Here is a 23,143-nt window from a genome sequence, read left to right on the forward strand (position 1 = left end):
CCCCGACGCGGACTCCGCGTCGGGGTGTCGGTGGTTCGTGGCGGTGGCTCGTCCTGGGCGCGACGCCGCCGCGTCAGCGCAGGCCGAGCCGGCACACCGGCGACGTGCCGTACTTCTCCGCCGTGGCCTCCTTCAGCGCCCGCAGGCCGTGCTTGCGGACGGCGAGCATGATGTCGGTGAGTGAGCGCTGAGCCTTCGCGTCGCCATCCCACGCCTTGATGCAGGTCTCCGGCTCGACGTTGGCGAACGCCAACAGCGCGCCCGTCGCTCCCAGTGGCCCGGCCAGCGCGAGGAGCGCAGCCGACCCGACGTAGATCCGGCCGTCCCAGCTCGCGAGCTCCTGCAGCAACCGGACCGGGTCGGCGGAGGAGTCCTTGATCGCGCCGAACGGGAGCTTGGACAGCGAGTCCACCTCGATGCCGGGGACGCCGAGCGGACCAGGGTTGTGGTAGCCGATCAGCCGCTCCGCCCCTCCCACGGCCTCGCTGGCCGCGCCGAACACGTCGGCCTGGGGGATCCCGCCGCGGGACGGACTGACGAGCACCGCGTCGGCGCCGGCCTTGCGCGCGGCCGCGGCACGGACGGCCAACCCGCGCGGCCAGGAGCCGCTCGCGCCCGCGATCACGGTCACGTCGTCCGGCAGGCCCTCTCGTGCGGCGGCGATGAGCGCGACCCGCTCGTCGTCGTCGAGGGTCTCGGCCTCGCCCGTCGTGCCCGCGACCAGGATGGAGCGCGCGCCGGCGTCGGTCAGCCGCCGGGCGTGGTCGATGGTTCCGGCGACGTCGACGGCACCGTCTTGTGTGAACTGCGTGAGCAGCGCGATCCCGACGCCTTCGAACGTGGGTTCCGCCATCTGCGACCACTCCTTCTGTCGGTCATGGACCTGCCGCCAATTCTCCCTGACGCGGAGGCGAACCGGACCCGCAGTCTCGCCGGTTGGTCTGGTCTGGCCACCGTGCGCCGAGGCGATCACGACGCTGTTACGGTCTGTCCCATGCCCACTCCCGCCACGTCCATGAACGAGTTTCTGGTCTCCCTCCTGCGGGTCCCGGCGGTCGCCGCGCGCGACGTCGACGACGAAGGCCGAACCCTGGTCAGCAACGACGTCACCGGCTCGTCCCAGCTGCACGAAGTGGGACCGGACGGGACGTGGCGCCGGCTGACCGACCTGGACGGTGTCGCCGCCGGTCGTTACCTGCCGGGCCGCCGGGCGGTGATCGTCCAGCACGACGCCGGCGGCAACGAGCGCGGCCAGCTCTCCCTGATCGACATGTCGGAGGACGCCGGCCCCGACGTACTGCCGCCGTTGTCCCCCTTGGTCCACGATCCGGCTTTCGTCCACCGCCTCGCCGGCGTCCGCCAGGACCGCGTGCTGTACCTCACCAACCGACGCAACGGCGTCGACTTCGACCTGGTGAGCCGTGAGCTCGGCACCGGTGTGGAGACCGTGCTGTACGACGGTGGCGGTTACGTCGGCGAGGTCGAGGCCTCCCCCGACGGGCACTGGGTGGTGCTCACCCGACCCAACGCGCCGGCCAACTCGATGCAGTTGCTGCTGGTCTCCACCCTCGACGGGCAGGTGGAGGAGCTGACCGCCTGGGCGGAGCACACCCACCAGTCCACGCCGTCCTGGCTGCCCGACTCCTCGGGCTTCGTGGTGTCGAGCAACGCCGGGCGTGAGTTCACCGCCGTCGTCCGCTTCGACCTCGACAGCCGCGCCTGGACCTCGCTGGTCGCCGACGACGAACACGACCTGGTCGGCTGGGTGTCGCCCAGCGGCGAGCACCTCCTCGTCGCGACCAACGACGACGGCGCGGTCGGCGTCGCCGTCCACCCGCTGGACGGTGCCGGCGACCCGCGCCCGATCGACGTACCGCCCGGCGGCTGCGCGGCGCTGAACCGCCACCCCGACCCGGTCTGGTCGGCGAGCGGACGCGCCCTCGCCCTCACCTTCAGCTCCCCGGTCGAGCCGCTGTACGCCGTCCGCTACGACCTCGCGAGCGGCTCCCTGTCCGCCCTGCGTACGCCCGGCGCGCCGGCGTTTCCGCCCGGCCTGGTCCAGCCCGAGTCCCACCGGGTCCCCACGCCGGACGGCGAGCAGATCCCGACCTTCGTCTTCCGCCCGGCAGACGGTGGCGACGGCTCGGTCGTCCTGGTCGTCCACGGCGGGCCGGAGAGCCAGTCGCTACGGCAGTGGAACCCGATCGTCGCCGGCCTGGTGGCCCAGGGCCACACGGTGCTGGTCCCCAACGTCCGTGGGTCCACCGGATACGGCCGCCGGTGGTACTCCCTCGACGACGTACGCCTGCGCCTGGACTCGGTGGCCGACCTCGCGGCCCTGCACGACTGGCTGCCCTCGCTCGGACTCGATCCCGACCGGGCCGCGTTGTACGGCGGTTCCTACGGCGGCTACATGGTCCTCGCCGGTCTCGCCTTCCAGCCCGCACGCTGGGCGGCCGGCGTCGACATCGTGGGGATCGCCTCGCTCGTGACGTTCCTGGAGAACACCTCCGACTACCGCCGCTCCCACCGCGAACGCGAGTACGGCTCCCTCGCCGCCGACCGCGAGTTCCTGCACGAGGCCAGCCCGCTCACCCGGGTCGAGGCGATGCGGGCACCGCTGTTCGTCATCCACGGCGCCAACGACCCGCGGGTCCCCTTGTCGGAGGCCGAACAGATCGTCGCCGCGCTGACCGACCGGGGCGTGCCCTGTGAGCTGCGGGTCTACGCCGACGAGGGCCACGGCCTGGCCAAGAAGGCCAACCAGCTGGACGCCTACCCCGCCGCACTGGCCTTCCTGGCCCACCATCTCGCGAAGGGCGACGGCGTCACTGGCACCGTAACGAACATCAAGGAGGACACGGAATGAGCGAGCGGGTCGGTTTCGTCGGGCTCGGCATCATGGGCGCTGGCATGGCCGCCAACCTGCTGCGCGCCGGGTTCGACGTCGTGGTCCACAACCGGACCGCTGCCCGGGCCGAACCGCTGGTGGCCAAGGGAGCGCAGGCCGCGGCGTCTCCCCGTGAGCTCGCCGAGCGCTGCGACGTGGTCTTCACCTGTGTGAGCGACACACCCGACGTGGAGCAGGTGCTGTTCGGACCTGACGGGCTCGCCGAAGGCCTTCGGGCCGGCTCCCTCGTCGTCGACGCCAGCACCGTGAGCCCGCAGGCGACCCGGGAGTGGGCGGAGCGTCTGGCCGGCAGCGACGTGGCGTTCCTCGACGCACCGGTGTCCGGCGGCAGCGAGGGCGCCGCCAAGGGCACCTTGTCGATCATGGTCGGTGGCGAGGCCGCGACGGTCGAGCGCGCCCGCCCCTTCCTGGACGCGATGGGCGCCACCATCACCCATGTCGGCCCGGTCGGCGCCGGACAGACCTGCAAGCTCGTCAACCAGATCCTGGTCGTGGTGTCCATGCTCGGCGTCGCGGAGGCGCTGGTGTTCGCCAAGGCGGGCGGCCTCGACCTGGACAAGACGATCGCCGCGGTCAAGGGTGGCGCCGCGGGTTCGTGGATGCTCGCCAACCGCGGGCCGCAGGTGATCGCGGACGACTGGCGTCCCGGCTTCACGATCGACCTGCAGCAGAAGGACCTCCGACTGGTACTCGAGGCCGCGGACGAGCTCGGCGTGCCCGCCATCACCACGGCGACGATCTCCCACCTCTACCGCACCCTGCAGCGCGAGGGCCTCGGCGGCGAGGGCAACCACGCACTGGTCAAGGCGATCGAACACCTCGCCGGCATCCAGGCCCGACAGGACTGACTCGCTGACTCGCGGCGGCCCGCATCCACGCCGGCGGCGTTGTCGTCGTGCCACGTAGGACACCACTACGCGCTTCCTCCTCCGCCTTGCCGGCGCGGCACGGATCCACCGCGAGTCGGGGGGCCCGCATCCACGCCGGGGGCTGCGCACGCACCGTGAGTCGAGCGCGGCGGCGCATGCGAAAGAGCGGTGAAGGAGCTTGGGCTCCTTCACCGCTCTCGTGTGCTCACTCGGCGAACGCGTCCGGCGGCGGGCAGACGCAGACGAGGTTGCGGTCGCCGTAGGCCTGGTCGATTCGGCGGACCGGCGACCAGTACTTCCGCCGCCGCAGGGTCGCCATCGGGTACGCCGCGTCCTCGCGGGAGTACGGGTGCTCCCACGCACCGGCCAGCATCTCGATGGTGTGCGGCGCGTTGACCAGCGGGTTGTCATCGGCCGGCCACTCGCCTCCCGCGACCCGGCCGATCTCGCCCCTGATCGCGATCATGGCGTCGCAGAACCGGTCGAGCTCCTCCATGTTCTCCGACTCGGTCGGCTCGACCATGAAGGTCCCGGCCACCGGGAAGCTCATCGTCGGCGCGTGGAAGCCGTAGTCAATGAGCCGCTTGGCGACGTCGTCGACGCTGATGCCGGCCTCCTTCGCGATGGGGCGGAGGTCGACGATGCACTCGTGGGCGACCAGGGAGTTCCGGCCGCTGTAGAGCACCTGGTAGTGCGGCGCCAGCCGGGTCGCGACGTAGTTGGCGGCGAGGACGGCGGACTCGGTGGCGAGCCGGAGTCCGGGCTCACCCATCATCCGGACGTACGCCCACGAGATCGGCAGGATGCCGGCCGAACCGAACGGCGCCGCCGACACCGGCCCCACACCGGTCGCCGGGCCCGCCTCCGGAAGGAGCGGGTGGTTGGGGAGGTAGGGCGCGAGGTGTTCGCGCACCGCGATCGGCCCCACGCCAGGTCCGCCGCCACCGTGCGGGATGCAGAACGTCTTGTGCAGGTTGAGGTGGGAGACGTCGCCACCGAACTCACCGATCCGGGCGAGGCCGAGCAGGGCGTTGAGGTTCGCGCCGTCGACGTAGACCTGCCCGCCGGCCTCGTGCACCAGGGAGCAGAGCTCGGCGATGTCCTCTTCGTACACACCGTGGGTGGACGGGTAGGTCACCATGATGGCGGCGAGTCGCTCGCGGTGCGCGGCGATCTTCTCCCGCAGGTCGGCCAGGTCGACGGTGCCGTCCTCGGCCGCGCCCACCACCACGACCCGCATGCCGGCCATGACCGCGGACGCGGCGTTGGTGCCGTGCGCGGAGGACGGGATCAGGCAGACGTCGCGTTCGGCGTCGCCGAGCGCCCGGTGGTAGGCGCGGATCGCGAGCAGCCCGGCCAGCTCTCCCTGCGAACCGGCGTTGGGCTGGAGGGAGACGGCGGCGTAGCCGGTGACCTCGGCCAGCCAGGTCTCCAGCTGGTGGATCAGCTCGAGGTATCCCTGCGCGTCCTCGACCGGTGCGAACGGGTGGATGCCGGCGAACTCCGGCCAGCTGATCGGCTCCATCGCCGCGGTCGGATTGAGCTTCATCGTGCAGGAGCCGAGCGGGATCATGCCGCGGTCGAGCGCGAAGTCGTCGTCGGCGAGGCCGCGCAGGTAGCGGAGCATGGCCGTCTCGGAACGGTGCTGCTCGAACACCGGGTGCGTGAGGAACGCCGACGTGCGGACCAGTCCGGCCGGAATGGCGTCGGGGGTCTCCTCGTCCAGCGCGGCCTGGTCGTAGGGGCCGACCCCGAACGCCTCCCACACCAGGGCCAGGTGCTCGGGGGTGGTCACCTCGTCGCAGGCGATGCTCACGTGGTTGGCGTCGGCCAACCGGAGGTTGACTCCCCGCTCGCGGGCGGCCGCGACGACCTCCCGGGACCGGCCGGGCACGTGGGCCAGCACCGTGTCGAAGAAGTGCTCGTGCACGATCTCGACGCCACCGCGCCGCAGCCCCTCGGCGAGGACGACGCCACTGCGGTGGGTGCGGGCCGCGATGGCCCGCAGGCCGTCGGCACCGTGGTGGACGGCATACATTCCGGCGATGACGGCGAGGAGCACCTGGGCCGTGCAGATGTTGCTGGTCGCCTTCTCGCGCCGGATGTGCTGCTCCCGGGTCTGCAACGCCAGCCGGTAGGCGGGTCGTCCGGCGGCGTCGACCGAGACGCCCACCAGACGGCCCGGCAGCGAGCGCTCCAGACCCTTGCGGACCGCCATGTAGCCGGCGTGCGGTCCGCCGTACATCAGCGGCACGCCGAGACGCTGCGCGCTGCCGACCACGACGTCGGCGCCGATCTCTCCCGGCGGACGCACCAGTGTCAGTGCCAGCAGGTCGGCCGCGACGACCGCCTGCGCACCACGGTCGTGGACGGCCTCGATGAGCTGTCCGTGGTCACGAAGTGCACCGGTGACGCCTGGGTACTGCAGCAGCACCCCGAAGAACTCACCGTCCGGAAGCCCGGAGGTCAGGTCGACCACGTCCACCTCGATGCCGAGCGCCTCGGCCCGGGTCGACACGACGGCGATCGTCTGCGGAAGGCAGTCGGCGTCGACCAGGAACCGGGCGCTGGTGGCACGTCGGTTGGTGCGGCGTACGAGGGTCATCGCCTCGGCGGCCGCGGTCGCCTCGTCGAGGAGGGAGGCTCCCGAAACCGGCAGCCCGGTCAGGTCGCCCACCACGGTCTGGAAGTTCACCAGCGCCTCGAGGCGACCCTGGCTGATCTCCGGCTGGTACGGCGTGTAGGCGGTGTACCAGGCGGGGTCCTCGAGGACGTTCCTGCGGATGACGGGTGGGGTGAGGGTGTCGGAGTAACCGAGCCCGATCATCGACACCATCGGGCGGTTCTTCGCCGCGAGCTTCCGGAGTTCGGCCTGGGCCTGGGCCTCGGTCGCCGGCGCGGGCAACCGCAGTGCCGTGTCGGTGCGGATCGCGCCCGGGACGGCGGCGGTGACGAGTTCCTCGAGTGATCCGAAGCCGCAGGCGGCGAGCATCTTGGCGCGGTCCTCGGCGGATGGCCCGATGTGGCGGTCGGCGAAGACGCCTGCCGAACTGGCGAGAGTACTCAGGCGCGAAGCCTGAGAGGTACCGGCGGCTGCGGAGGTCCTGGCGTTCATGGTGGGGGCTCCCCGGTCGAGGCGGTGTCGCCTGTCGGTCGGTCCCCCTCTGTCACGTCGTTCTCGACGCTTCAGAGTCGCCTCGCCCGCGCGGTCCGTTGGCCTGAGAGGTTCCGGGGAGAACTTGCCCCTTCGGCGCCCACCGGCCAGCACCTGGAGCGGTGCCAGCTGCCGGCAGGACTCTCCCACGCGGGTTTGTCAGCTCCCCACACGGTACCAGCGCCGCGCCACGGAAGGCGTGACGCGGCGCCGAGGTGCCCGGGATGTCCGTTCGGAGGGCGGATGCCGGTTCGTCCGGACTCGCCGTCAGACGGGTGCCGTCAACCGGTCATCCGGGCCTGGCGGCGCAGCGCGAGCTCGTCGCCGGGGTGGTCGCCGGTCGTCATGCCGTCGATCCGCTCACCGGGGAGTTCGGCGAGAGTGCCCTCGACCTCGCGCGACACCCGGCCGAGCGCGATTCCGAAGACGCCCTGCCCACCCTGGAGCAGATCAATCACCTCGTCGGGCGAGGTGCATTCGTAGACGCTCGCACCGTCGCTCATCAAGGTGACCTCGGTGAGGTCGCTGGTGCCGCGTTCGCGCAGGTGGTTGACCGCGGTCCGGATCTGCTGGAGGGAGACGCCGGCGTCGAGGAGCCGCTTGATGACCTTGAGGAGCAGGATGTCCCGGAAGGAGTAGAGCCGCTGGGTGCCCGAACCGGACGCCGGGCGGATCGTCGGCTCGACCAAGCCGGTGCGAGCCCAGTAGTCGAGCTGCCGGTAGGTGATGCCCGCCGCGGCACATGCCGTGGGGCCCCGGTAGCCGAGATCGTCGCGTGGCGGCTCCGGAACACCGTCAGCCGGCCCGAACAACAAGCCCTGCTCGCCCGCGGAACGCCGAGCCTCCGCGCGTTCGCGACCTTCACTCGCGGCAGCGCTACCAGCAGCGCCGCCCCCCGGCTGGTCACCCGTGCTCGTCACGGCCGCCTCCACGTCTACGACGTCGCAGGACTACGACGCCCTCTTGACCCCGCCCATTCCCCGTCTGGTCGACGTCTATGGCCACGCGGACGAAACCGCGTGCTGGAACCTGCGGAAGATGGAGTTACATCAACGAGGTTTGGTCGTCACGGTAGGCCCGGGCAGGGTGGGGGTCAACGCGCCGCACGGCGTGTCGCACCGAAACCTCAACCTGAGGTAGAGAGCTTCCCAGGTGACCGGGTTTTCAGCCTGGTGTGTCGAAATCCTCCGGCGTGACCTGGTCCAGGAACTCCCTGAACTTCTGGACCTCCGCCTCCTGCTCGTCCGGAATCGCGATGCCTGCCTCCTCGAGGACCTCGTCCGCGCACACGATGCGAACGCCGAGCCGCAGGGCGAGCGCGATCGAGTCCGAGGGACGCGCACTCACCTCCACGCCACTGGCGAACGCGAGGATGCCGTAGAACACCCCGTCGCGCAGATCGGTGATACGAACCTCGCTCAACTCCTGACCAATCGCGATGAGAACATCGCGGAAGAGGTCATGAGTGAGGGGCCTGGCTGGGACGATGCCCTGCTGGGCATGGGCGATCGCACTGGCTTCCGCGGGGCCTACCCAGATGGGCAGGAAGCGTTCTCCGTCGACCTCCCGGAGCAGGACTATCGGCTGGTTCGAAGGCATCTCTACCCGGACACCAACGACGTCGAGCTCGCGCACTCGTCCACAGTACCCCGGTCCGCGCCCGGCCGGTCAGGTGACGCTCCATACCTGGACGCGACGGGACCCGGCAGGCCCTAGCGATGCAGCCCTGACTTCACCAGTAGCGCGTGCAGGCGTACGGAGAGTGCGGCCAGCTCCCGGGTCCGTTCCTCCGCCCGCGCACGGGAGTCGAGTCCGCGTTGCCGGATCAGTGGAGCGACCACCTGCTCGATCAGACCGACCTCGCGGTCGGCGGCCGTACGGAAGGCACGCAGGTGGCGGGGTTCGAGGCCAAACCCCGCGAGCTCCCCCGCGATCCTGGCGATCTCCAGCGCGTCCTCGTCGAAGTGGTCCCGGCCGTGTCGCGGAGTTATCAGGCCGTAGGACTCGAGCTGCTCCAGCAACTCGGCCTTGATGTCGCCGGCCTCGATGAGCTCGGCGCGGTTGAGTCGCAGGTCTGAGCCACTCTGCTGGAACGCCGAGGGGGCGAGTTGCCCGTCCTCGCCCACGATTTGAGGAGGCGGCGTCGACGCGTGGCCACCGCCGGGCAACGCGGGTGGCGGCAGGCCCTGGTCGATGGCGTCGAGGTGATCCTTGATGACCCGCAGCGGCAGGTAGTGGTCACGCTGAGCGGTCAGGACGAAACGCAGGCGTTCGACGTCCTCGTGCCCGAACTTCCGGTAACCGGAGGGGGCGCGCTGGGGCTCGATCAGTCCCTCGGCCTCGAGGAACCTGATCTTGGAGATGGTGACGTCGGGAAACTCAGGGCGCAGCCTGGCCAGCACTTCGCCGATGGAGAAACTGCCAGATCGCGCGGAGGCCGCACCGTTCACAGGGGGCGCCCTCGCTGGTCGAGCGCCCTACCTGCCCGGCGAACACCGGCGTTCACCCTGTCTCCTCCTCGGGCCCTCCGTCCACGCCAGCGGCACTGCGCTCGCCCAGGTCCTGGCGTCCGAAGCCGCGCTGGCTGGCGAAGTACACGAGGCGGAACTTGCCGATCTGCACCTCGTCACCGCCGACCAGCATCACCTCGTCGATACGGTCCCGGTTGACGTAGGTGCCGTTCAGGCTGCCCACGTCACGGACGGCGAAACCTTGTGGCTGACGGTAGAACTCCGCATGCCGGCGAGAAACGGTCACGTCGTCGAGGAAGATGTCGCTTTCGGGATGCCGTCCCACCGTCACGACGTCGGAGTCGAGCAGGAACCTGCTCCCCGCGCTCGGGCCGCGCTGGACGATGAGCAGCGCGCTGTCGTAGGGCAGCGCATCGACGGCCGCCTGCTCATGAGGCCGCAGCTCGGCTTCGGCGCGCTCCTCCGGCTCCAGTCCAGCGAGTGAGATCGTGGCGGTCTGTTCGACCGACCGCTCGCTCCCCAGCGCCTTGCCACACTGCGAACAGAACCTGCTGCCTTCGGCGTTTTCATGCCCGCACTGTGTGCAGAAAGGCATCGGCGACCCTCCCGTGGCGGAATTCGACGTAAATCTTGTTGGACACTTCCACCGCACACACCCTAACCCTTGATGTGGGGTCGAGGTGGGCAGGTCGGACGATAACCGGGCCAGAGTTGACCCGCGAGCGGTCCACCGGCCAGACGGTCCGGCGGACCGAGCTCACCCTCGGTTCAGGGGGCGAACGGCCAGGACGCCCCGGCCGGGGGGTCGTGGGCCCTCAGGACTGGTCGAGCTGGGCCTGGTAGCCGGCCGCGTCGAGGAGAGCGCCGAGGTCGGCGGGGTCGGCGGGACGGACCTCGATCATCCAGCCCTCGCCGTAGGGGTCGCTGTTGACCAGTTCGGGACGCTCGTCCAGCGCTTCGTTGCGCGCCACCACGGTGCCCTTGATCGGCGCGTAGAGGTCGCTCACGCTCTTGGTGGACTCGAGCTCACCGCACGCCGCGTTGGCGTCGAGCTCCGCACCGACGTCGGGGAGATTGACGTAGACGATGTCGCCGAGCGCGTCCTGGGCGTAGTCGGTGATGCCGATACGTACGCTCCCCTCGGTCTGGCCGGGGTTGCGAATCCACTCGTGCTCAGCGGTGTAACTGAGGTCGTCCGGGAACACCTGCTTCTCCTACTTTCCTCGGTGCCTCATTTGGTCGCTCCAGAGGTCTTCTCCGGAGCCGGGCGAGCGTAGCGGGGGGACGTGACGTTGTGCAAGGAATTGATCTGCACGGTCTGTCGCTCGAGAACGGTGACGAGACCGCCCTTCTGACTGACCTCGTCCACCACGCCGCCCGGGATGCGCATGGCGGTCGCCAGCGTCCGGGTGTCGCCGATCGCGTCGATGGTATAGGGCGGTGGGATGAGCTTGTTGTCGATGATGATCCCGCCCTGGCCGTTCAGGAAGTAGCTCGCCGCCACCACCCGGACGCGATCGTTGACCTCGATCGACTCCGCGCCCGCGTCGCGAAGCTCCTCGATCGTGTTGAGCACCAGCGACGCGTCGACCGCCGCCTGGTTGTCGGAGATCGTGAGCCGGATGCCCGGACCGGTCGCGGGGAGGGTGCCGGCGAGGATGCCGAGCGTCTGCGCCCTGGCCTGAGCCTGCTCCACCGCCGTACGGCTGCGGTCGGCGCCGGAGACCAGGTCCGACTTCGCCTGCTGCAGCTCACTGATGTCGGACTCCAGGCGACGGGTCCGTTGCTGCAGGCCGTCCAGGATCTGCACCAGCTGGGACTGGTCGGCGGTCGAGAACTCGTCGGTGGTGCGGAGGGCCTGCACCTGGATCGTCGCGGCGAAGCCGAGGACGGCGAGCAGGGTGGCGCCGGCGATCTGGGCGCGGGAGACATAGGGGCGGAAGGCGCCGCCCAGCCGACGCCACGCGATGTTGCGCTGCTTCGCGCCGGCAGCCTTCGGCCTGGGCTCGGCCGCGGGCGACTTCGCGCCGGACCCGGTGCCAGTGGACTCCTCGCGCGCCCCGGCCTGCTCGCGCCGTGCCGCTTCGAGCTTCTCCGACTTCTCGGCCATCGTCACGTCCGTCACGCCTTGAAGAGGCGCCGTCGAATCGCTGCCATGTTGGAGAAGATCCGGATGCCGAGCACCACGACCACGCCGGTCGACAGCTGCGCGCCGACCCCGAGCTGGTCGCCGAGGTAGACCATCACCGCGGCGACCAGGACGTTGCCGATGAACGACACCACGAAGACCCGGTCGTCGAAGATGCCGTCGACCAGCGCCCGGACTCCACCGAAGACGGCGTCGAGCGCCGCCACGACGGCGATCGGGAGATAGGGCTGCAGTGCCAGCGGCACCGAGGGCTGGAGGAGGAGCCCCGCGATGATGCCGACGAGGAGGCCGATCGTCGCGATCACTGGGCGCCTTCCGTCCGCGCGTAACGAAGATTGCTTCCTGAGTCGGCCGGCAAGGTCAACTTGTCGACCGCCTTGGTCTCAAGACGTATATGGTGCACTGCCTTGAGGTTGAAGAGCCACTCGCCACCCGGACTCTCGGTAAACCTCGCTTCGAGAGAGTCGGGATTCCCGATCGCCTCCACGACGTAGGGTCGCGCCAACGGACGGTAGTCGACGGTGATCGACTTGTCGGCGCCGCGGATCGCGGTGAGGGCGGTGAGCCGCTGGCCGTTGACGGTGATCGCCTCCGCACCCGCTGCCCACAGGCCGTTGACGACCTGCTGGAGGTCGATGTCGAGGATCCGGCCGTCCCCGCTCTGGGCGCCGGCCACGTCGTCGGTGGGCGCGTCGTCGATGAGGAGCCGCAGGCCGGGCCCCTCCACCCGGCCGGTGCCCGCCAGGACGTCGAGAGCGTCGAGCCGCTCGCGCAGATCCTGACCGCTCACAGTGCTCGCGAGCAGGTCGTTCTGCAGCCGGGTCACTTCCTCCTGCAGGCTGTTGGCCTGGGCACGGGTGGTGTCGTTGCGCTCGGCCTCGTTGCGGATGCGGACGACGAGCTCGGCCTTCTCCTTGGCGACCGCGGGAGCGGAGTGCCGGGTCTGGAGCGCGGCCATCGTGAGAAGCAGCCCGAGGACGAGGAGTACGAGCACCGTCGCGCCCATGCCTCGCCTGCTGCGGGTTCGGTTGGAGCCGCGCCGGGCGGCGGCCGCGGCGTAGCCGTCGTCGAGCGCGTGCGTCACCAGTTCGCGCATCAACGACATGGAGTCGTCGCGGCGATACTCCGGATAGGCACCAGGCCAGACGCCCTGCCGGACCGGCGGGCGCTTCGGTTTGGCGGCGGAACGCTCGCTGCGCGCGGTCGTCGTGTCCGACTCCCCTCGAGCCATGCGCACATCGTGTCATGCTCGCCCGAGTCTCAACCCGCGCGGTGATCAGTGGGGTACGGCGTGTCCGCCTTCCGGCCACACGCCGTGGTCACCGCTCCGGGCGGGTGAGGCGCCCGCGGACCGGATCAGCGCCCGGCGCGGGTCACCAGGTCGGCCCAGCGGTGGGCCAGCGCGGTCGCCCGCTCGGTGCTGGCGGCCTCGGCCCAGACCCTGGTCACCGCCTCGGTCGGGTCCGGGAGCACCAGCGCCCAGGAGCCGTCGTTCTCGACGACGCGTACGCCGTCGGTGGTGTCGAGCGACCGACCGTCGGCGGCCTCCACGGCCGCGCGCATGACCGCGCCCTTGCTCGCCCACGGTGTCGGCACCGCCAGGTGGACGACATGGGCACGCGGGATCCGGGCGTTGATCTCCGACAACCGCAGGCCGGTGCGGGCGACGACGCCGACCAGTCGGACGAACGCGGCGAAGCCGTCGACGGCGTTGGAGAACTCCGGCACGATGAAGCCGCCCCGGCCGTCGCCGGCGAGGAGCAGGCCATCAGCGGCCGACGCCGTGGCCAGCGCGTCCGGTGCCGTCGTGGTCCAGCGAATGCCCACACCGTGGTAGGCCGCCACCTGCTCGGCGACCCTGGTCGTGGTCACCGGGACCGCGACGTGGCCACCGCCGGGTGCCTCCGCGGCCACCAGGTCGACGAAGACGAGCAGCGCGCGTTCGTCGGCGATGACGTTGCCGGTCTCGTCGACCAGGGAGATGCGCTCACCGAGGGGGTCGAAGCGCACGCCGAGCGCGGCGCGGGACGACGCCACGAGTTCGGCGAGGTTGGCGACGGCGGCCGTCCGCTGCTCGGTCGTCTCGGTCGGGCTCCGGTCGTCGAGTCCGGCGTTGACCAGGAACGCGTCGATGTCGAGGCGACCGAGGAGGTTCGGCAGCAGTTGGCCGGCAGTGCCGCGGCCGGCGTCCACGACGACCTTGAGCCGGGCCTCCGCGACGTTGGACGTGTCGACGTTCTGCAGCAGGTCGTGGACGTAGTTCTCGGCGACCCGGGACGGGAAGCTCAGGTCGCCGATCTCGCCGGGGAAGGCCCGCCGGAACTCCTGCCGGCCGAGCACCCGCTCCACCTTGCGCTGGGCGACCAGGGAGAGGTCGGCGCCACGTTCGTCGAGGAAGATCAGGTCGACCGAGTCCGGGCGGTTGGGTGTGGTCCGGATGAGCAGCCCGCCGCCGACGCTGCTGCGGGCCGTCTCCAGCCTGGCGACCGGATTGGGCGCGACCTCGAGGTCGCAGACGTTGAGGGCGCTGGAGGTGAACGCCGCGATGGCCGCCCGCTTGAGCGCACGGGCGGAGCGCGACGTGTCCCGAGCGGTGAGCACGGTGGAGCCCTTGCGCAGGGTAGTGGCGAAGGCGCTGGCCAGCCGGACGACGAGTTCGGGGGTGATCTCGACGTTGACGATGCCACTCAGGCCGCGCGCCCCGAAGAGCGCCTGCCGGCCCTGCGACTCCCAGATGACGCTCTGGTTGACGACCGCGCCCGCCTCGATGGTCTTGCTCGGATAGACCTTGATCTCGGGGTGGAGGACGGCCTCCTCCTCGATCACGCAGTCGTCGCCGACCACCGCGCCGTCCTCGATCCGTGCGCCGCGCATGACGTCGGTGTTCTTGCCGACGACGCAGCCACGCAGGTTGGTGTGCCCGCCGATGTAGGCGTTGTCGTGAACGACCGCGCGGTGCAGGAACGCGCCACTGCGGACCACGACGTTGTCGCCGACGACCGTGTGGTCGCGGACCTCCGCACCGCCTTCGAGCTTGGCGTAGGCCCCGACGTAGGTCGGCCCCTTCAGGATGGCGTCCGGGTCGACGTCGGCGCCCTCACCGACCCAGACCCCGTTGGACACCTCGAAGCCGTCGATGTCGATCTGCAGCTGACCGTCGAGCGCGTCGTAGTTGGCCTTGAGGTAGCTGCGGTGGGTGCCGACGTCCTCCCAGTAGCCCTCCGCGACGTAGCCGTAGAGCGGGGCACCCTTCGCAAGCAACCGGGGAAACACGTCACTGGACCAGTCGACGTTCTCCGCCTCGCCCACGTGGTCGAGGATCTCCGGCTCCATCACGTAGATGCCGGTGTTGATGGTGTCGGAGAAGACCTGGCCCCAGGTCGGCTTCTCCAGGAAACGCTCGACGCGGCCGTCCTCCCCGAGGATGGTGATGCCGAACTCCAACGGGTCGGGGACCCGGGTCAAGCAGACCGTGGCGAGCGCACCGGTGCTCCGGTGGTGTTCGACCAGCGCGGTCAGGTCGATGTCGGTGAGGGCGTCACCGGAGATCACGACGAACGTGTCGTCGGACAGCGCGGCTGCGGCGTTCTTGACGCTTCCCGCCGTACCGAGCGGCTTCTCCTCGGTGGCGTAGGTGAGGTCCATGCCGAGGTCCTCACCGTCGCCGAAGTAGGACCGCACCATCGAGCCGAGGAAGTGGACGGTGACGACCGTCTCGTTCAGCTCGTGCCGGCGCAGCAGGCGAAGGACGTGCTCCATGATCGGGCGGTTGACGACCGGCAACAGCGGCTTCGGCATGCTCGTGGTCATCGGACGAAGGCGGGTGCCTTCGCCGCCGGCCATCACGACGGCTCTCACGTGGCTCCTCTCCGCCAGCCCGCACCGCGAGGGATCACCTCAGGTGTGGAGCCGAACCTTCTTCTCGTGCCGGTGGTGCCGTCCTCGTGCCCCGGAGGAGCTGACGAGCCTGGTAGGCGTAGAGAACTCCCGCCCACCAGTAAAGTCCGGTGCCCCACACCGCGAAGGCCCACCCGACGATCTGGGCGACCGAGGCCCACGTGCCGGAGCCCTCGCCGAGGAACAGCAGCGGGAAGGCGTAGAGCAGGCAGAACGTCGCCGCCTTGCCCAGGAAGTGCACGGGCAGCGGTCCGTGGCCACGCGAGCGGAGGAAGAGGAGCAGGATCGCGAGCAGGACGTCACGCGCGGGCAGCGCGACGGCGAGCGGGATCGGGATCACGTCGCGGGCGGCGAGCCCGAACAGGACCGCGAGGATGTAGAGACGGTCCGCGAACGGGTCGAGAAGCTTGCCGAGGGTGCTCGTCTGGTGCAGCCGACGGGCGAGCTGGCCGTCGAGCCAGTCGGTGAATCCGGAGACGGCGAGCACGATGATGGCCCAACCGTCGGCCCGGGGCCCGAGCACGAGCCAGAGGAACAACGGGACGCCCGCGAGTCTGGCGAAGCTCAGGACGTTGGGCAGGGTGAGTACCCGGGTGTCCTCACGCATATCGACCGGCTCCGCCACCAAAAGATCCCCCTCCGGGGCCCCACAAAAGGTCCTGCTGAAACAGTATTACCCGGGCAGCTCGCAGAGCCGTTCGCCGCGCGGCCGGCCATAGCGTCCGGCCGTCCGTGCGGACGTCAGTCCGTACGGTCACATCGATCAGCCCCTGCCCCCCACGTCGGTCAGCCGGCCGACGCGGCGACCCTCGAACGGTCACGCAGCCGGTCGAGCCAGCCGCTGTCAGTCCCGACTGTGACCAGCCGCTGGGTCGCACGGGTCAGAACGACGTACAACGTGCGGACACCGACGGGACTTTCCGCGGCGATCTCGGCGGGTTCGACCACGACGACCGCGTCGTACTCAAGGCCCTTGCTCGCCAACCCTGTGGTGACAACGACCCGCTGGCCCGCTTCGTCCCCGAATGGGGCGACCCAGTCGAGCGTCTCGCGGACACGTTCCCGCGGCACGATCACGCCGACCGTGCCCTCCACGACGTCGAGCAGCTCTCGCACGGCGGTCGTGACGGCCTCGGGTCGCTCAGCCTCCCCGGCCAGGCGGTGCTCGGGCAGCTGGCCCGTCTCCCGGACCGCGCGCGGCAGGGGTACGTCGGGAAGCTCCGCGCTGATGACGTCGGCGGCCAGGTCGAAGATCTCCGCCGAGTTGCGGTAGTTGGTGGCGAGATGGAACGTACGCCGGTTGCGGTTGCCGAGAGCCGAGTCGCGCGCCGACTCGGCCTCGGCGACGTCGGGCCAGGAGCTCTGCGCGGGATCGCCGACGATCGTCCAGCTCGCCTGGCGCCCGCGTCGGCCCAGCATCCGCCACTGCATCGGCGAGAGGTCCTGCGCCTCGTCGACCAGCACGTGGGCGTATCCGTCGTACTGCGGAGTGGTGTCTCCACGACGACCGGTGTAGTCCCGGTCGACCGACGTGGTGACCTCCTGCACGCCGTCGTAGTCGAACTCGTCGCGGGTCGGCGCCGGCATCGGTGGCTCTCCGAGCAGGGAGTCCAGCTCGTCCAACAGCGGAACGTCGTCGACGGAGTGGCCCGAGACGCCCACCCAGGACGCCGCGAGCTGGTCGACCTCGGCCGGGCCCAGCACTCCCCTGGCCGCGCCGGCGAGGTGGTCGCGGTCGGCGAGCCAGCTGAGTACCTGCGCGGGTGTGAGTGTCGACCACCACAGGTCCACGAAGTCGACGAACGCGTCGCGCTCGCGCACGTCCGCGTCGAACTCGGCGCGGGACATCCCTCCGCCCACCTTCTTGTGCAGGGCGCCGACCAACGTCCGGACGGCCTCGGCCCGGGCCCGGTTGCGCTGGGCTCCGCGACGGAGCACGTCCGTTCGGACCGCCGCGAGTTCGCGTGCGTCCAGGCTCAGCATCCGGCCCCCGGCGTACAGGCGAAGCTCCTGGGGCTCGCCTGGTACGGGGCCGCGGGCGGCGCGGGACAGCACCCTGCGCATCCGGTCCGACCCCTTGATCACCGCGACGGGGTACGGATCTGTGCGGTCGGCCACGACGCCGTCGACCACCTCACCGAGTGAACGCAGCGTCGCCTCGTGCTCGCCGAGCGCGGGCAGGACCCGCTCGATGTAGTTCATGAAGACGGGGGACGGTCCGACGACGAGAACGCCGCCACCCTGGATCCGTCGGCGTTCGGTGTAGAGCAGGTACGCCGCACGGTGCAGGGCGACCACGGTCTTCCCGGTGCCGGGACCACCGCTGATCAGGGTGACGCCGGGCGCGGGCGCCCGGATGACCCGGTCCTGCTCCTGCTGGATGGTCGCCACGATGTCGCGCATCCGGCCGCCGCGGGCCGCGGTCAACGCGGCCATCAGCGCACCGTCACCGACGACGTGGAGGTCGGCGGGCGCCGCCTCGGCGTCCAGCAGGTCGTCCTCGACACCGACCACGCGCTGGCCCTGGGACCGCAGGACGCGCCGGCGTACGACGCCCTGCGGCTCGGCCGCGGTGGCCTGGTAGAAGACGGCCGCCGCCGGCGCCCGCCAGTCGATCACCAGCGGCTCGTGCTCGGCGTCACGGACACCGATCCGCCCGACATAACGGACCACGCCACCGCGGTGGTCGAGGCGCCCGAACACGAGTCCCTCACGCTGGGCGTCGAGCACTGCGAGCCGGCGAACGGCGTGGTCGACCAGGACGTCCCGTTCGAAGAGGCTGCGGTAGTCCTCTTCCTTGATCTGGCCGGTGTAGTCGAGCAGACCACGCTCCCGACCCTCCTGGCGCACCGCGGTGGCGCTCTCGACCATGGCTGCGAGACGCGCGTAGACGCGGTCGACGTAGGCCTGTTCGCGGTTGATCTCGGCTTGCTCGATCGAGGTGGAAGGCTCCACCGACGCGTTCCCCCTGCCTGTGGAGCGGGCGTGACGCTGCCCGGCTGGACAACCGCACAAGTCTAGGCCGCGACATGGACGGGGCGCGACGAGGGAGCACCGGCCGGCCGCAAGCCGGACTTGACCATTCGTGGAATGATCGACGCCGTGATCCCCATCGTCGTACGCGTCGCCATCAACGCTCTCGCGCTCCTGGCCGCCACGCTGGTGCCCGGCATCGAGCTCGGTAGCAGCTCCACCGGAGGCAAGATCGGGACCCTGGTGGCGGTCGCCGTCATCTTCGGCATCGTCAACGCTGTCCTCAAGCCGATCATCAAGGTGATCGGCTGCGGCTTCTATCTCCTGACGCTCGGCCTGATCGCCGTCGTCGTCAACGCGCTGCTGTTCCTGCTGGTGGGCTGGCTCGCCCAGCAGGTCGGCCTGGCGTTCTCGGTGGACGGCTTCTGGGCCGGTTTCTGGGGCGCCATCATCGTCGCGGTGGTGAGCTTCTTCCTGAGCCTCGTCATTCCGGACAAGTACGACAAGCGCTGACCGGCGCGACGGTCGTCCGGCCGGGCGGGGCACTGTTCGGCCGGACGACCACGCCAGCGTTCCTATGCCAGCGCTCCCATGCCGGCAGTCCCATGCCGGCATGACGACGCCGGCCCGACGACGTCGGGCGCGAACGCCTAGGACCGCCGCCGGACGCTCTTCTCGCCGGCCGTGACGGCGAAGGGCAGTACGTTGCCCTCCGGTGGGAACGGGCACAGGTAGTGGTCGGTGAAGGCGCACGGCGGCAGGTAGGCGCGGTTGAAGTCGAGCACCGTGCTGCCGTCACCGCGCGGCGGCGGCAACTGGATGAACCGGAAGCCGAAGGTGTCCCGCCCGTTGGTCTGGTCGGAGAAGATCGCGTGCAGACCCGTCTCGCGGGCGCTCACCCGCAGCGTGTGTTCCTCGCCGTGCACGGTGAACGACACCACTCCGGACAGGGCGAGGTCACGGTCGTAGCCGTCGGCGTTCGGGACCTTCACCAGCCGGTCGGCGTCGTAACCGACGAACGTCGCGGGCCGCGACCACTCTTCGTCGGGACTGAAGGTGTCGATGCCGAGGAACGACTTACGGGCCTTCGCGTGCGGGTCGTAGACGCGGACGGCGTACTTGCCCGCACGCTGGATCAGAGCGAGCTTCCAGTCGCCGTGGGAGATCGTCGAGGGCCTGGGGTCGAGGTCGGAACGAGGATGCGCGACGCCGTCGACGATCTCACCGTCGACCACCAGGCCGTCGGCGGAGCGGCTCTTCACGGTGACGACGTCGTTCTCGACGCTCCAAGTACCGGGAACCTCGGGAACAGTGGTTGCGTCTGCAATCCAGAAGGTCCCGACGAGGGCGAGCACGGCATACGGCCCGCTCGCCGAGACCTGCCGCTGCTCGTGCCACTTCTTCCAGTCCTCCACAAAACCCAATGCAGTCAGCTCCTCAAGCCGGTCGCCCACGTGCCGGCCGATGGCGACCTTCGCAGCCAGGAGGCTGACACGGCGAGGGAAGTCGGCGGCGTCCGCGAGGATGCCGCCTCCCGAGGCGACATGATCTCGACGCGGAGATCGTAGTCGTGCCGTAAACCGGGAGCGAATCTCTCCCATCACTTCCAGCGGGCCTCCGGCGTTGCACCCCGGGTCGACGCCCCACTGTCGGGCCTACGATCCGCTCCGTCCCGGTGCCCGTTCCTGGCACTCGCGTTCCTGTGCTCGCGTTCCTGGTGCTCCGTCCTGGTGCTCCGTCCTGGTGCTCCGTCCTGGTGCTCCGTCCTGGTGCCCGTTCCTGGGCGTTCGGTGCGGCACCCGAGGCAGGACCGGCCTCTCGGCCCGCCGCGGCGCCGCTTTCCGACCATTGGTCCGGGTCTGCGAAAGCCTGCCGAGAGCGGCCACCATGATCGATTTCACGCGGTGGCGGCCATGGGTTATCGTTCGAACATCAGTTCGATCCCCTGCCCAGGTGACCGGACGGAGGACACAGATGACCGACCGCTTCGCGGTACGCACGACCCCTCAAGGCCACGGCGTTTGGGACGCGGCCGTCAACGGCTGGCACAGCAGGCAGGATCTCAGCGAACCCGCCGCCACGGAGCTGGCGAAGACCATGAACGTCGGCCATGCCGCGCAGCAGACAAGCACCGATACGACGTCCCGCAAGGTCGTACCCGCCAAGCCGGTTCTCGTGCTCGTCGACGGCCGCTGGTGGCCTGGGCACCTGGACTGGTGGGTGCACGAGACCGACGGGTGGTACGGCCGGGCCACTCTCGACGCCACTGGCGCGGCGAGCTGGTACCCCGCCGCCTCCCTGCGGCCGGCACCCGCGGCGGCCACCGCGTGACCGCCTCGCCCAGCGACAACCTTCGCCGACGAGACCCGCGCCCTCGAAGACATCACTCGCCCGGCCGGCGCGGGACGCCTCGATCCCGACCAGAACCGGTCCGCCCATCCCCTCCGCGCGTACCCCGATCCCGTGCCGGCGTCGGTGCGGCATGATCGTCCCCCGGAAGAAACCGTAGGTCTCGCCGTGCGCCCGGCCGGTCCACCACCCGGCCGGGCCCGCACAACGACAACCGGGCCCGCACCGGAACACCCCGGACGGGCCACACCACCCGCACCAGGCCACACCCAGGAGGGCCAGCATCCGCACCTCGGAGCGAGCCATCGCGACACGTTCCTTCGACGACCACGAACGCCGCATGTGGGCCGGTCGCGCAGACGCCTACGCACGAAGTTTCGCGAAACTGTGTGCTCACCCGGCCGGGGCGTTGCTCGACGCGGCCGGAGTCGCCCCCGAGGTCGACGCCGGGACGCGGGTGTTGGATGTCGGAACCGGAACGGGAACCGTCGCGGGCCTGGCCGTCGCCCGGGGTGCCCGCGTCACCGCCGTGGACGCGGACCCAAGCATGCTCGACCTCGCTCGTGGAAACGCCCCGGGTGCGGACCTCCACCTCGGCACCCTGCCCGATCTGGCGTTCGCCGCCGGGGCCTTCGACGCGACCGTGGCCAACTTCGTGGTCAACCATGTGGGTGATCCCCGCGCGGCCGTCACCGAACTCCGTCGCGTCACCCGCTCAGGTGGCCGGGTCGCGGTGACGATCTGGCCGCATCCAGCCTCACCCCTCCATCAGTTGTGGGGGCGTGTGCTCGAGGCTGCCGGAGCCGAACGCCCCGCGACCATGCCGTCCCTGCATCCAGAACTCGACTTCGAGCGGAACTCCGACGGACTGTCCAGCCTGCTCCGCGAGTCGGGGCTGGCCGACGTCACCTGCCGACGACTCGAGTGGAGTCATCGGGCCGACCCTGAAGACTGGTGGTCCGGCCCGGCCAACGGTGTCGCGTCCGTCGGGCTCGTCGTCGCCAGCCAGACCCCGGAGATGATCGTCCGTCTCAGGCAGCACTACGACCGCCTCATCGTGGACTACCGGGACGAGGACGGCCTGTTGAGTCTGCCGACCGCCGCTCTCCTCGCCGTTGGTCGAGTCGCCTGAGGTGAGGCCGGGAGCCGAGTGGCGGCGGCACGTGTCGCGGGCGTGAGCACCGGCCGCGGCCTCAGGCCGGCGCGGTCCAGGCCCGCCAGACCCGCTCGGCGACGCCGGGCGCGGCGACCAGGATGCCGCCGCTGGCGGGAAACAGGGTCGGCTCCCCGTCCTGTCCACGCACGTCGGCTCCGGCCTGGTCGGCGATGAACACCGCCGCCATCAGGTCGATCGTGTTGAACTCCCCGATCACTCCGGCCGCGGCGCGCCCCGCGGCGACGCTGACCAGGGACAACGCCGAGGAGCCCATGATCCTGGTGGTGCACAGGTCAGCGGCGAGCCGCTCCAGCAGGGTGGTCATGCCGGGCCAGGGACGGTAGGCGGCCCACTCGGTCACCACCACCTCACCGGCGAGGGTGTTCGCCTCCCGGCACTGGATCGGCGCGCCGTTGCAGAGGGCAGGACCGCCGCGTACGGCGCTGAACACCTCGCCCCGAAAGGGATCCGCGACCACGCCGAGAGCCGGACCGTCCGCGTCGACCAGGGCGAGGCTGAAACAGCACCACGGCAGCCCACTGGCGTAGTTGGTCGTCCCGTCGACCGGGTCGAGGTACCACGTCGGCGCGCCGTCGACGGCGGGCTCGCCGCCGTACTCCTCCCCGACCACGGCATGGTCCGGGAACCGATCGGCGAGGACGGCGCAAACGTGGCGTTCGATCTCACGATCGGTCTCGGTGACCAGATCGGCGGCGTTGGCCTTGGTCGTCACCGAGGTTGGCCGCACTGTCATCCGGTGGGTCGCCCACCGCGCCAACTCGAGGGTCGTGGCCAGTTCGTCGGCAAAGGTCACGCGGGAAACCTCCATGTGCGGTCAGGCACTGGCAGGACGGCGCTTCTTCGGCAGTCGGGCGACGACGTCGGCGTAGGAAGTGTCGACCAGCTCACGCACCTCATCGTCAGGGACGGCCCCGTCGAGGGGCACCCTGATCCAGCCGTACCGACCGATGTAGGCACTCGGCGTCACGACATTCGGATAGCGGGCGCACCGCTCTCCGGCCGCTTCCTCCGCGGTCCGGCCGGCCTTCACGCCGACGCTCCCGGAGGTCTCGCCGACGAACGCGAACGCCTTGCCACCGACCTTCACGACCAACTCACCCCACGGATAGGCCTCCTCCGCGCCGGGCTTGGCGAGGCAGTAGGAAACCAGGTCGTCGTCGACGCTCATCACTCCCCCGCTCCTGTGGCCTCGG

21 protein-coding genes and 1 riboswitch are annotated in these 23,143 nt (G+C 70.4%); of the genes, 5 read left to right on the top strand and 16 right to left on the bottom strand.

Features of this window, described 5'->3' with window-relative positions; genetic code table 11:
* Nucleotides 1–73: 73 nt before the first annotated feature.
* On the bottom strand, nt 74–853 hold the full coding sequence (locus HEB94_RS36305) for a dihydrodipicolinate synthase family protein (RefSeq protein ID WP_192754026.1): 780 nt from the start codon (nt 851–853) through the stop codon (nt 74–76).
* 141 nt (nt 854–994) lie between these two features.
* Between HEB94_RS36305 and HEB94_RS36310 the strand changes: the two genes are divergently transcribed.
* Together HEB94_RS36310 and HEB94_RS36315 are read left to right on the top strand one after the other, a co-directional pair.
* Nucleotides 995–2,869 carry a S9 family peptidase gene (locus tag HEB94_RS36310; protein ID WP_202896748.1) on the top strand — a complete coding sequence of 625 codons (1,875 nt, stop codon included), beginning with the start codon at nt 995–997 and terminating at the stop codon, nt 2,867–2,869.
* Nucleotides 2,866–3,759, top strand: a complete 894-nt coding sequence (locus tag HEB94_RS36315; protein WP_192754027.1) for an NAD(P)-dependent oxidoreductase — start codon at nt 2,866–2,868, stop codon at nt 3,757–3,759. Before HEB94_RS36310 ends, HEB94_RS36315 begins: the two co-directional genes overlap by 4 nt.
* Before the next feature lie 226 nt (nt 3,760–3,985).
* Here the strand turns inward: HEB94_RS36315 and gcvP are convergent, their stop codons facing one another.
* The 12 genes from gcvP to HEB94_RS36375 all read right to left on the bottom strand — a co-directional run bounded on the left by gcvP (nt 3,986) and on the right by HEB94_RS36375 (nt 18,406).
* Nucleotides 3,986–6,895 (bottom strand): aminomethyl-transferring glycine dehydrogenase, encoded by a 2,910-nt coding sequence (gcvP, locus tag HEB94_RS36320; protein ID WP_192754028.1) that lies wholly within the window; start codon nt 6,893–6,895, stop codon nt 3,986–3,988.
* Between the two features lie 81 nt (nt 6,896–6,976).
* Nucleotides 6,977–7,093: riboswitch (glycine riboswitch) on the bottom strand.
* A gap of 122 nt (nt 7,094–7,215) precedes the next feature.
* The gene (locus HEB94_RS36325; RefSeq protein ID WP_192754029.1) at nt 7,216–7,854 is read right to left on the bottom strand and encodes a MerR family transcriptional regulator; all 639 of its coding nucleotides are present in this window, start codon (nt 7,852–7,854) and stop codon (nt 7,216–7,218) included.
* Nucleotides 7,855–8,098: 244 nt separating this feature from the next.
* A complete protein-coding gene (locus tag HEB94_RS36330; RefSeq protein WP_192754030.1) occupies nt 8,099–8,569 on the bottom strand; it encodes a bifunctional nuclease domain-containing protein in 471 nt (156 codons plus the stop codon).
* A gap of 77 nt (nt 8,570–8,646) precedes the next feature.
* The gene (gene ftsR, locus HEB94_RS36335) at nt 8,647–9,384 is read right to left on the bottom strand and encodes a transcriptional regulator FtsR (RefSeq protein WP_192754031.1); all 738 of its coding nucleotides are present in this window, start codon (nt 9,382–9,384) and stop codon (nt 8,647–8,649) included.
* Nucleotides 9,385–9,436: 52 nt separating this feature from the next.
* On the bottom strand, nt 9,437–10,000 hold the full coding sequence (locus HEB94_RS36340; RefSeq protein WP_192754032.1) for an FHA domain-containing protein: 564 nt from the start codon (nt 9,998–10,000) through the stop codon (nt 9,437–9,439).
* A 220-nt stretch (nt 10,001–10,220) separates the two neighbouring features.
* Nucleotides 10,221–10,610 (bottom strand): glycine cleavage system protein GcvH, encoded by a 390-nt coding sequence (gcvH, locus tag HEB94_RS36345; RefSeq protein ID WP_192754033.1) that lies wholly within the window; start codon nt 10,608–10,610, stop codon nt 10,221–10,223.
* A gap of 26 nt (nt 10,611–10,636) precedes the next feature.
* Nucleotides 10,637–11,530 (bottom strand): DUF881 domain-containing protein, encoded by an 894-nt coding sequence (locus HEB94_RS36350; RefSeq protein ID WP_192754034.1) that lies wholly within the window; start codon nt 11,528–11,530, stop codon nt 10,637–10,639.
* Nucleotides 11,527–11,859: a DUF1290 domain-containing protein gene (locus HEB94_RS36355; RefSeq protein WP_192754035.1), complete on the bottom strand. Its 333-nt coding sequence runs from the start codon at nt 11,857–11,859 to the stop codon at nt 11,527–11,529. The genes HEB94_RS36350 and HEB94_RS36355 overlap by 4 nt, the downstream gene beginning before the upstream one ends.
* Nucleotides 11,856–12,785: a DUF881 domain-containing protein gene (locus tag HEB94_RS36360; RefSeq protein WP_192754036.1), complete on the bottom strand. Its 930-nt coding sequence runs from the start codon at nt 12,783–12,785 to the stop codon at nt 11,856–11,858. Before HEB94_RS36360 ends, HEB94_RS36355 begins: the two co-directional genes overlap by 4 nt.
* A gap of 125 nt (nt 12,786–12,910) precedes the next feature.
* On the bottom strand, nt 12,911–15,412 hold the full coding sequence (locus HEB94_RS36365; protein ID WP_192754037.1) for a sugar phosphate nucleotidyltransferase: 2,502 nt from the start codon (nt 15,410–15,412) through the stop codon (nt 12,911–12,913).
* Between the two features lie 34 nt (nt 15,413–15,446).
* Nucleotides 15,447–16,058: a cardiolipin synthase ClsA gene (gene clsA, locus HEB94_RS36370; protein ID WP_192754038.1), complete on the bottom strand. Its 612-nt coding sequence runs from the start codon at nt 16,056–16,058 to the stop codon at nt 15,447–15,449.
* 179 nt (nt 16,059–16,237) lie between these two features.
* Entirely contained in the window at nt 16,238–18,406 is a 2,169-nt protein-coding gene (locus HEB94_RS36375; RefSeq protein WP_337918158.1) for a HelD family protein, read from the bottom strand.
* A 135-nt stretch (nt 18,407–18,541) separates the two neighbouring features.
* Here HEB94_RS36375 and HEB94_RS36380 point away from each other — a divergent pair, with 135 nt between their 5' ends.
* Nucleotides 18,542–18,937: a phage holin family protein gene (locus HEB94_RS36380; RefSeq protein WP_202896749.1), complete on the top strand. Its 396-nt coding sequence runs from the start codon at nt 18,542–18,544 to the stop codon at nt 18,935–18,937.
* 137 nt (nt 18,938–19,074) lie between these two features.
* Here HEB94_RS36380 and HEB94_RS36385 read toward each other — a convergent pair whose 3' ends face one another.
* Complete coding sequence (locus HEB94_RS36385; protein WP_192754039.1) at nt 19,075–20,025, bottom strand: DUF1684 domain-containing protein; 951 nt, start codon at nt 20,023–20,025, stop codon at nt 19,075–19,077.
* A 373-nt stretch (nt 20,026–20,398) separates the two neighbouring features.
* On the opposite strand from HEB94_RS36385, the gene HEB94_RS36390 reads away from it, so the two are divergent.
* Both HEB94_RS36390 and HEB94_RS36395 read left to right on the top strand, forming a co-directional pair.
* Nucleotides 20,399–20,755 (top strand): hypothetical protein, encoded by a 357-nt coding sequence (locus tag HEB94_RS36390; RefSeq protein WP_192754040.1) that lies wholly within the window; start codon nt 20,399–20,401, stop codon nt 20,753–20,755.
* Nucleotides 20,756–21,113: 358 nt separating this feature from the next.
* Complete coding sequence (locus tag HEB94_RS36395; RefSeq protein WP_192754041.1) at nt 21,114–21,905, top strand: class I SAM-dependent methyltransferase; 792 nt, start codon at nt 21,114–21,116, stop codon at nt 21,903–21,905.
* Between the two features lie 61 nt (nt 21,906–21,966).
* Here the strand turns inward: HEB94_RS36395 and HEB94_RS36400 are convergent, their stop codons facing one another.
* Together HEB94_RS36400 and HEB94_RS36405 are read right to left on the bottom strand one after the other, a co-directional pair.
* On the bottom strand, nt 21,967–22,743 hold the full coding sequence (locus HEB94_RS36400; protein ID WP_337918159.1) for an inositol monophosphatase family protein: 777 nt from the start codon (nt 22,741–22,743) through the stop codon (nt 21,967–21,969).
* Nucleotides 22,744–22,764: 21 nt separating this feature from the next.
* Nucleotides 22,765–23,118, bottom strand: coding sequence for an MmcQ/YjbR family DNA-binding protein (locus HEB94_RS36405; RefSeq protein ID WP_192754043.1), 354 nt, complete (start codon nt 23,116–23,118; stop codon nt 22,765–22,767).
* Nucleotides 23,119–23,143 lie beyond the last annotated feature (25 nt).

This window comes from Actinopolymorpha pittospori (assembly GCF_014873875.1).
Classification (GTDB): Bacteria; Actinomycetota; Actinomycetes; order Propionibacteriales; family Actinopolymorphaceae; genus Actinopolymorpha; species Actinopolymorpha pittospori.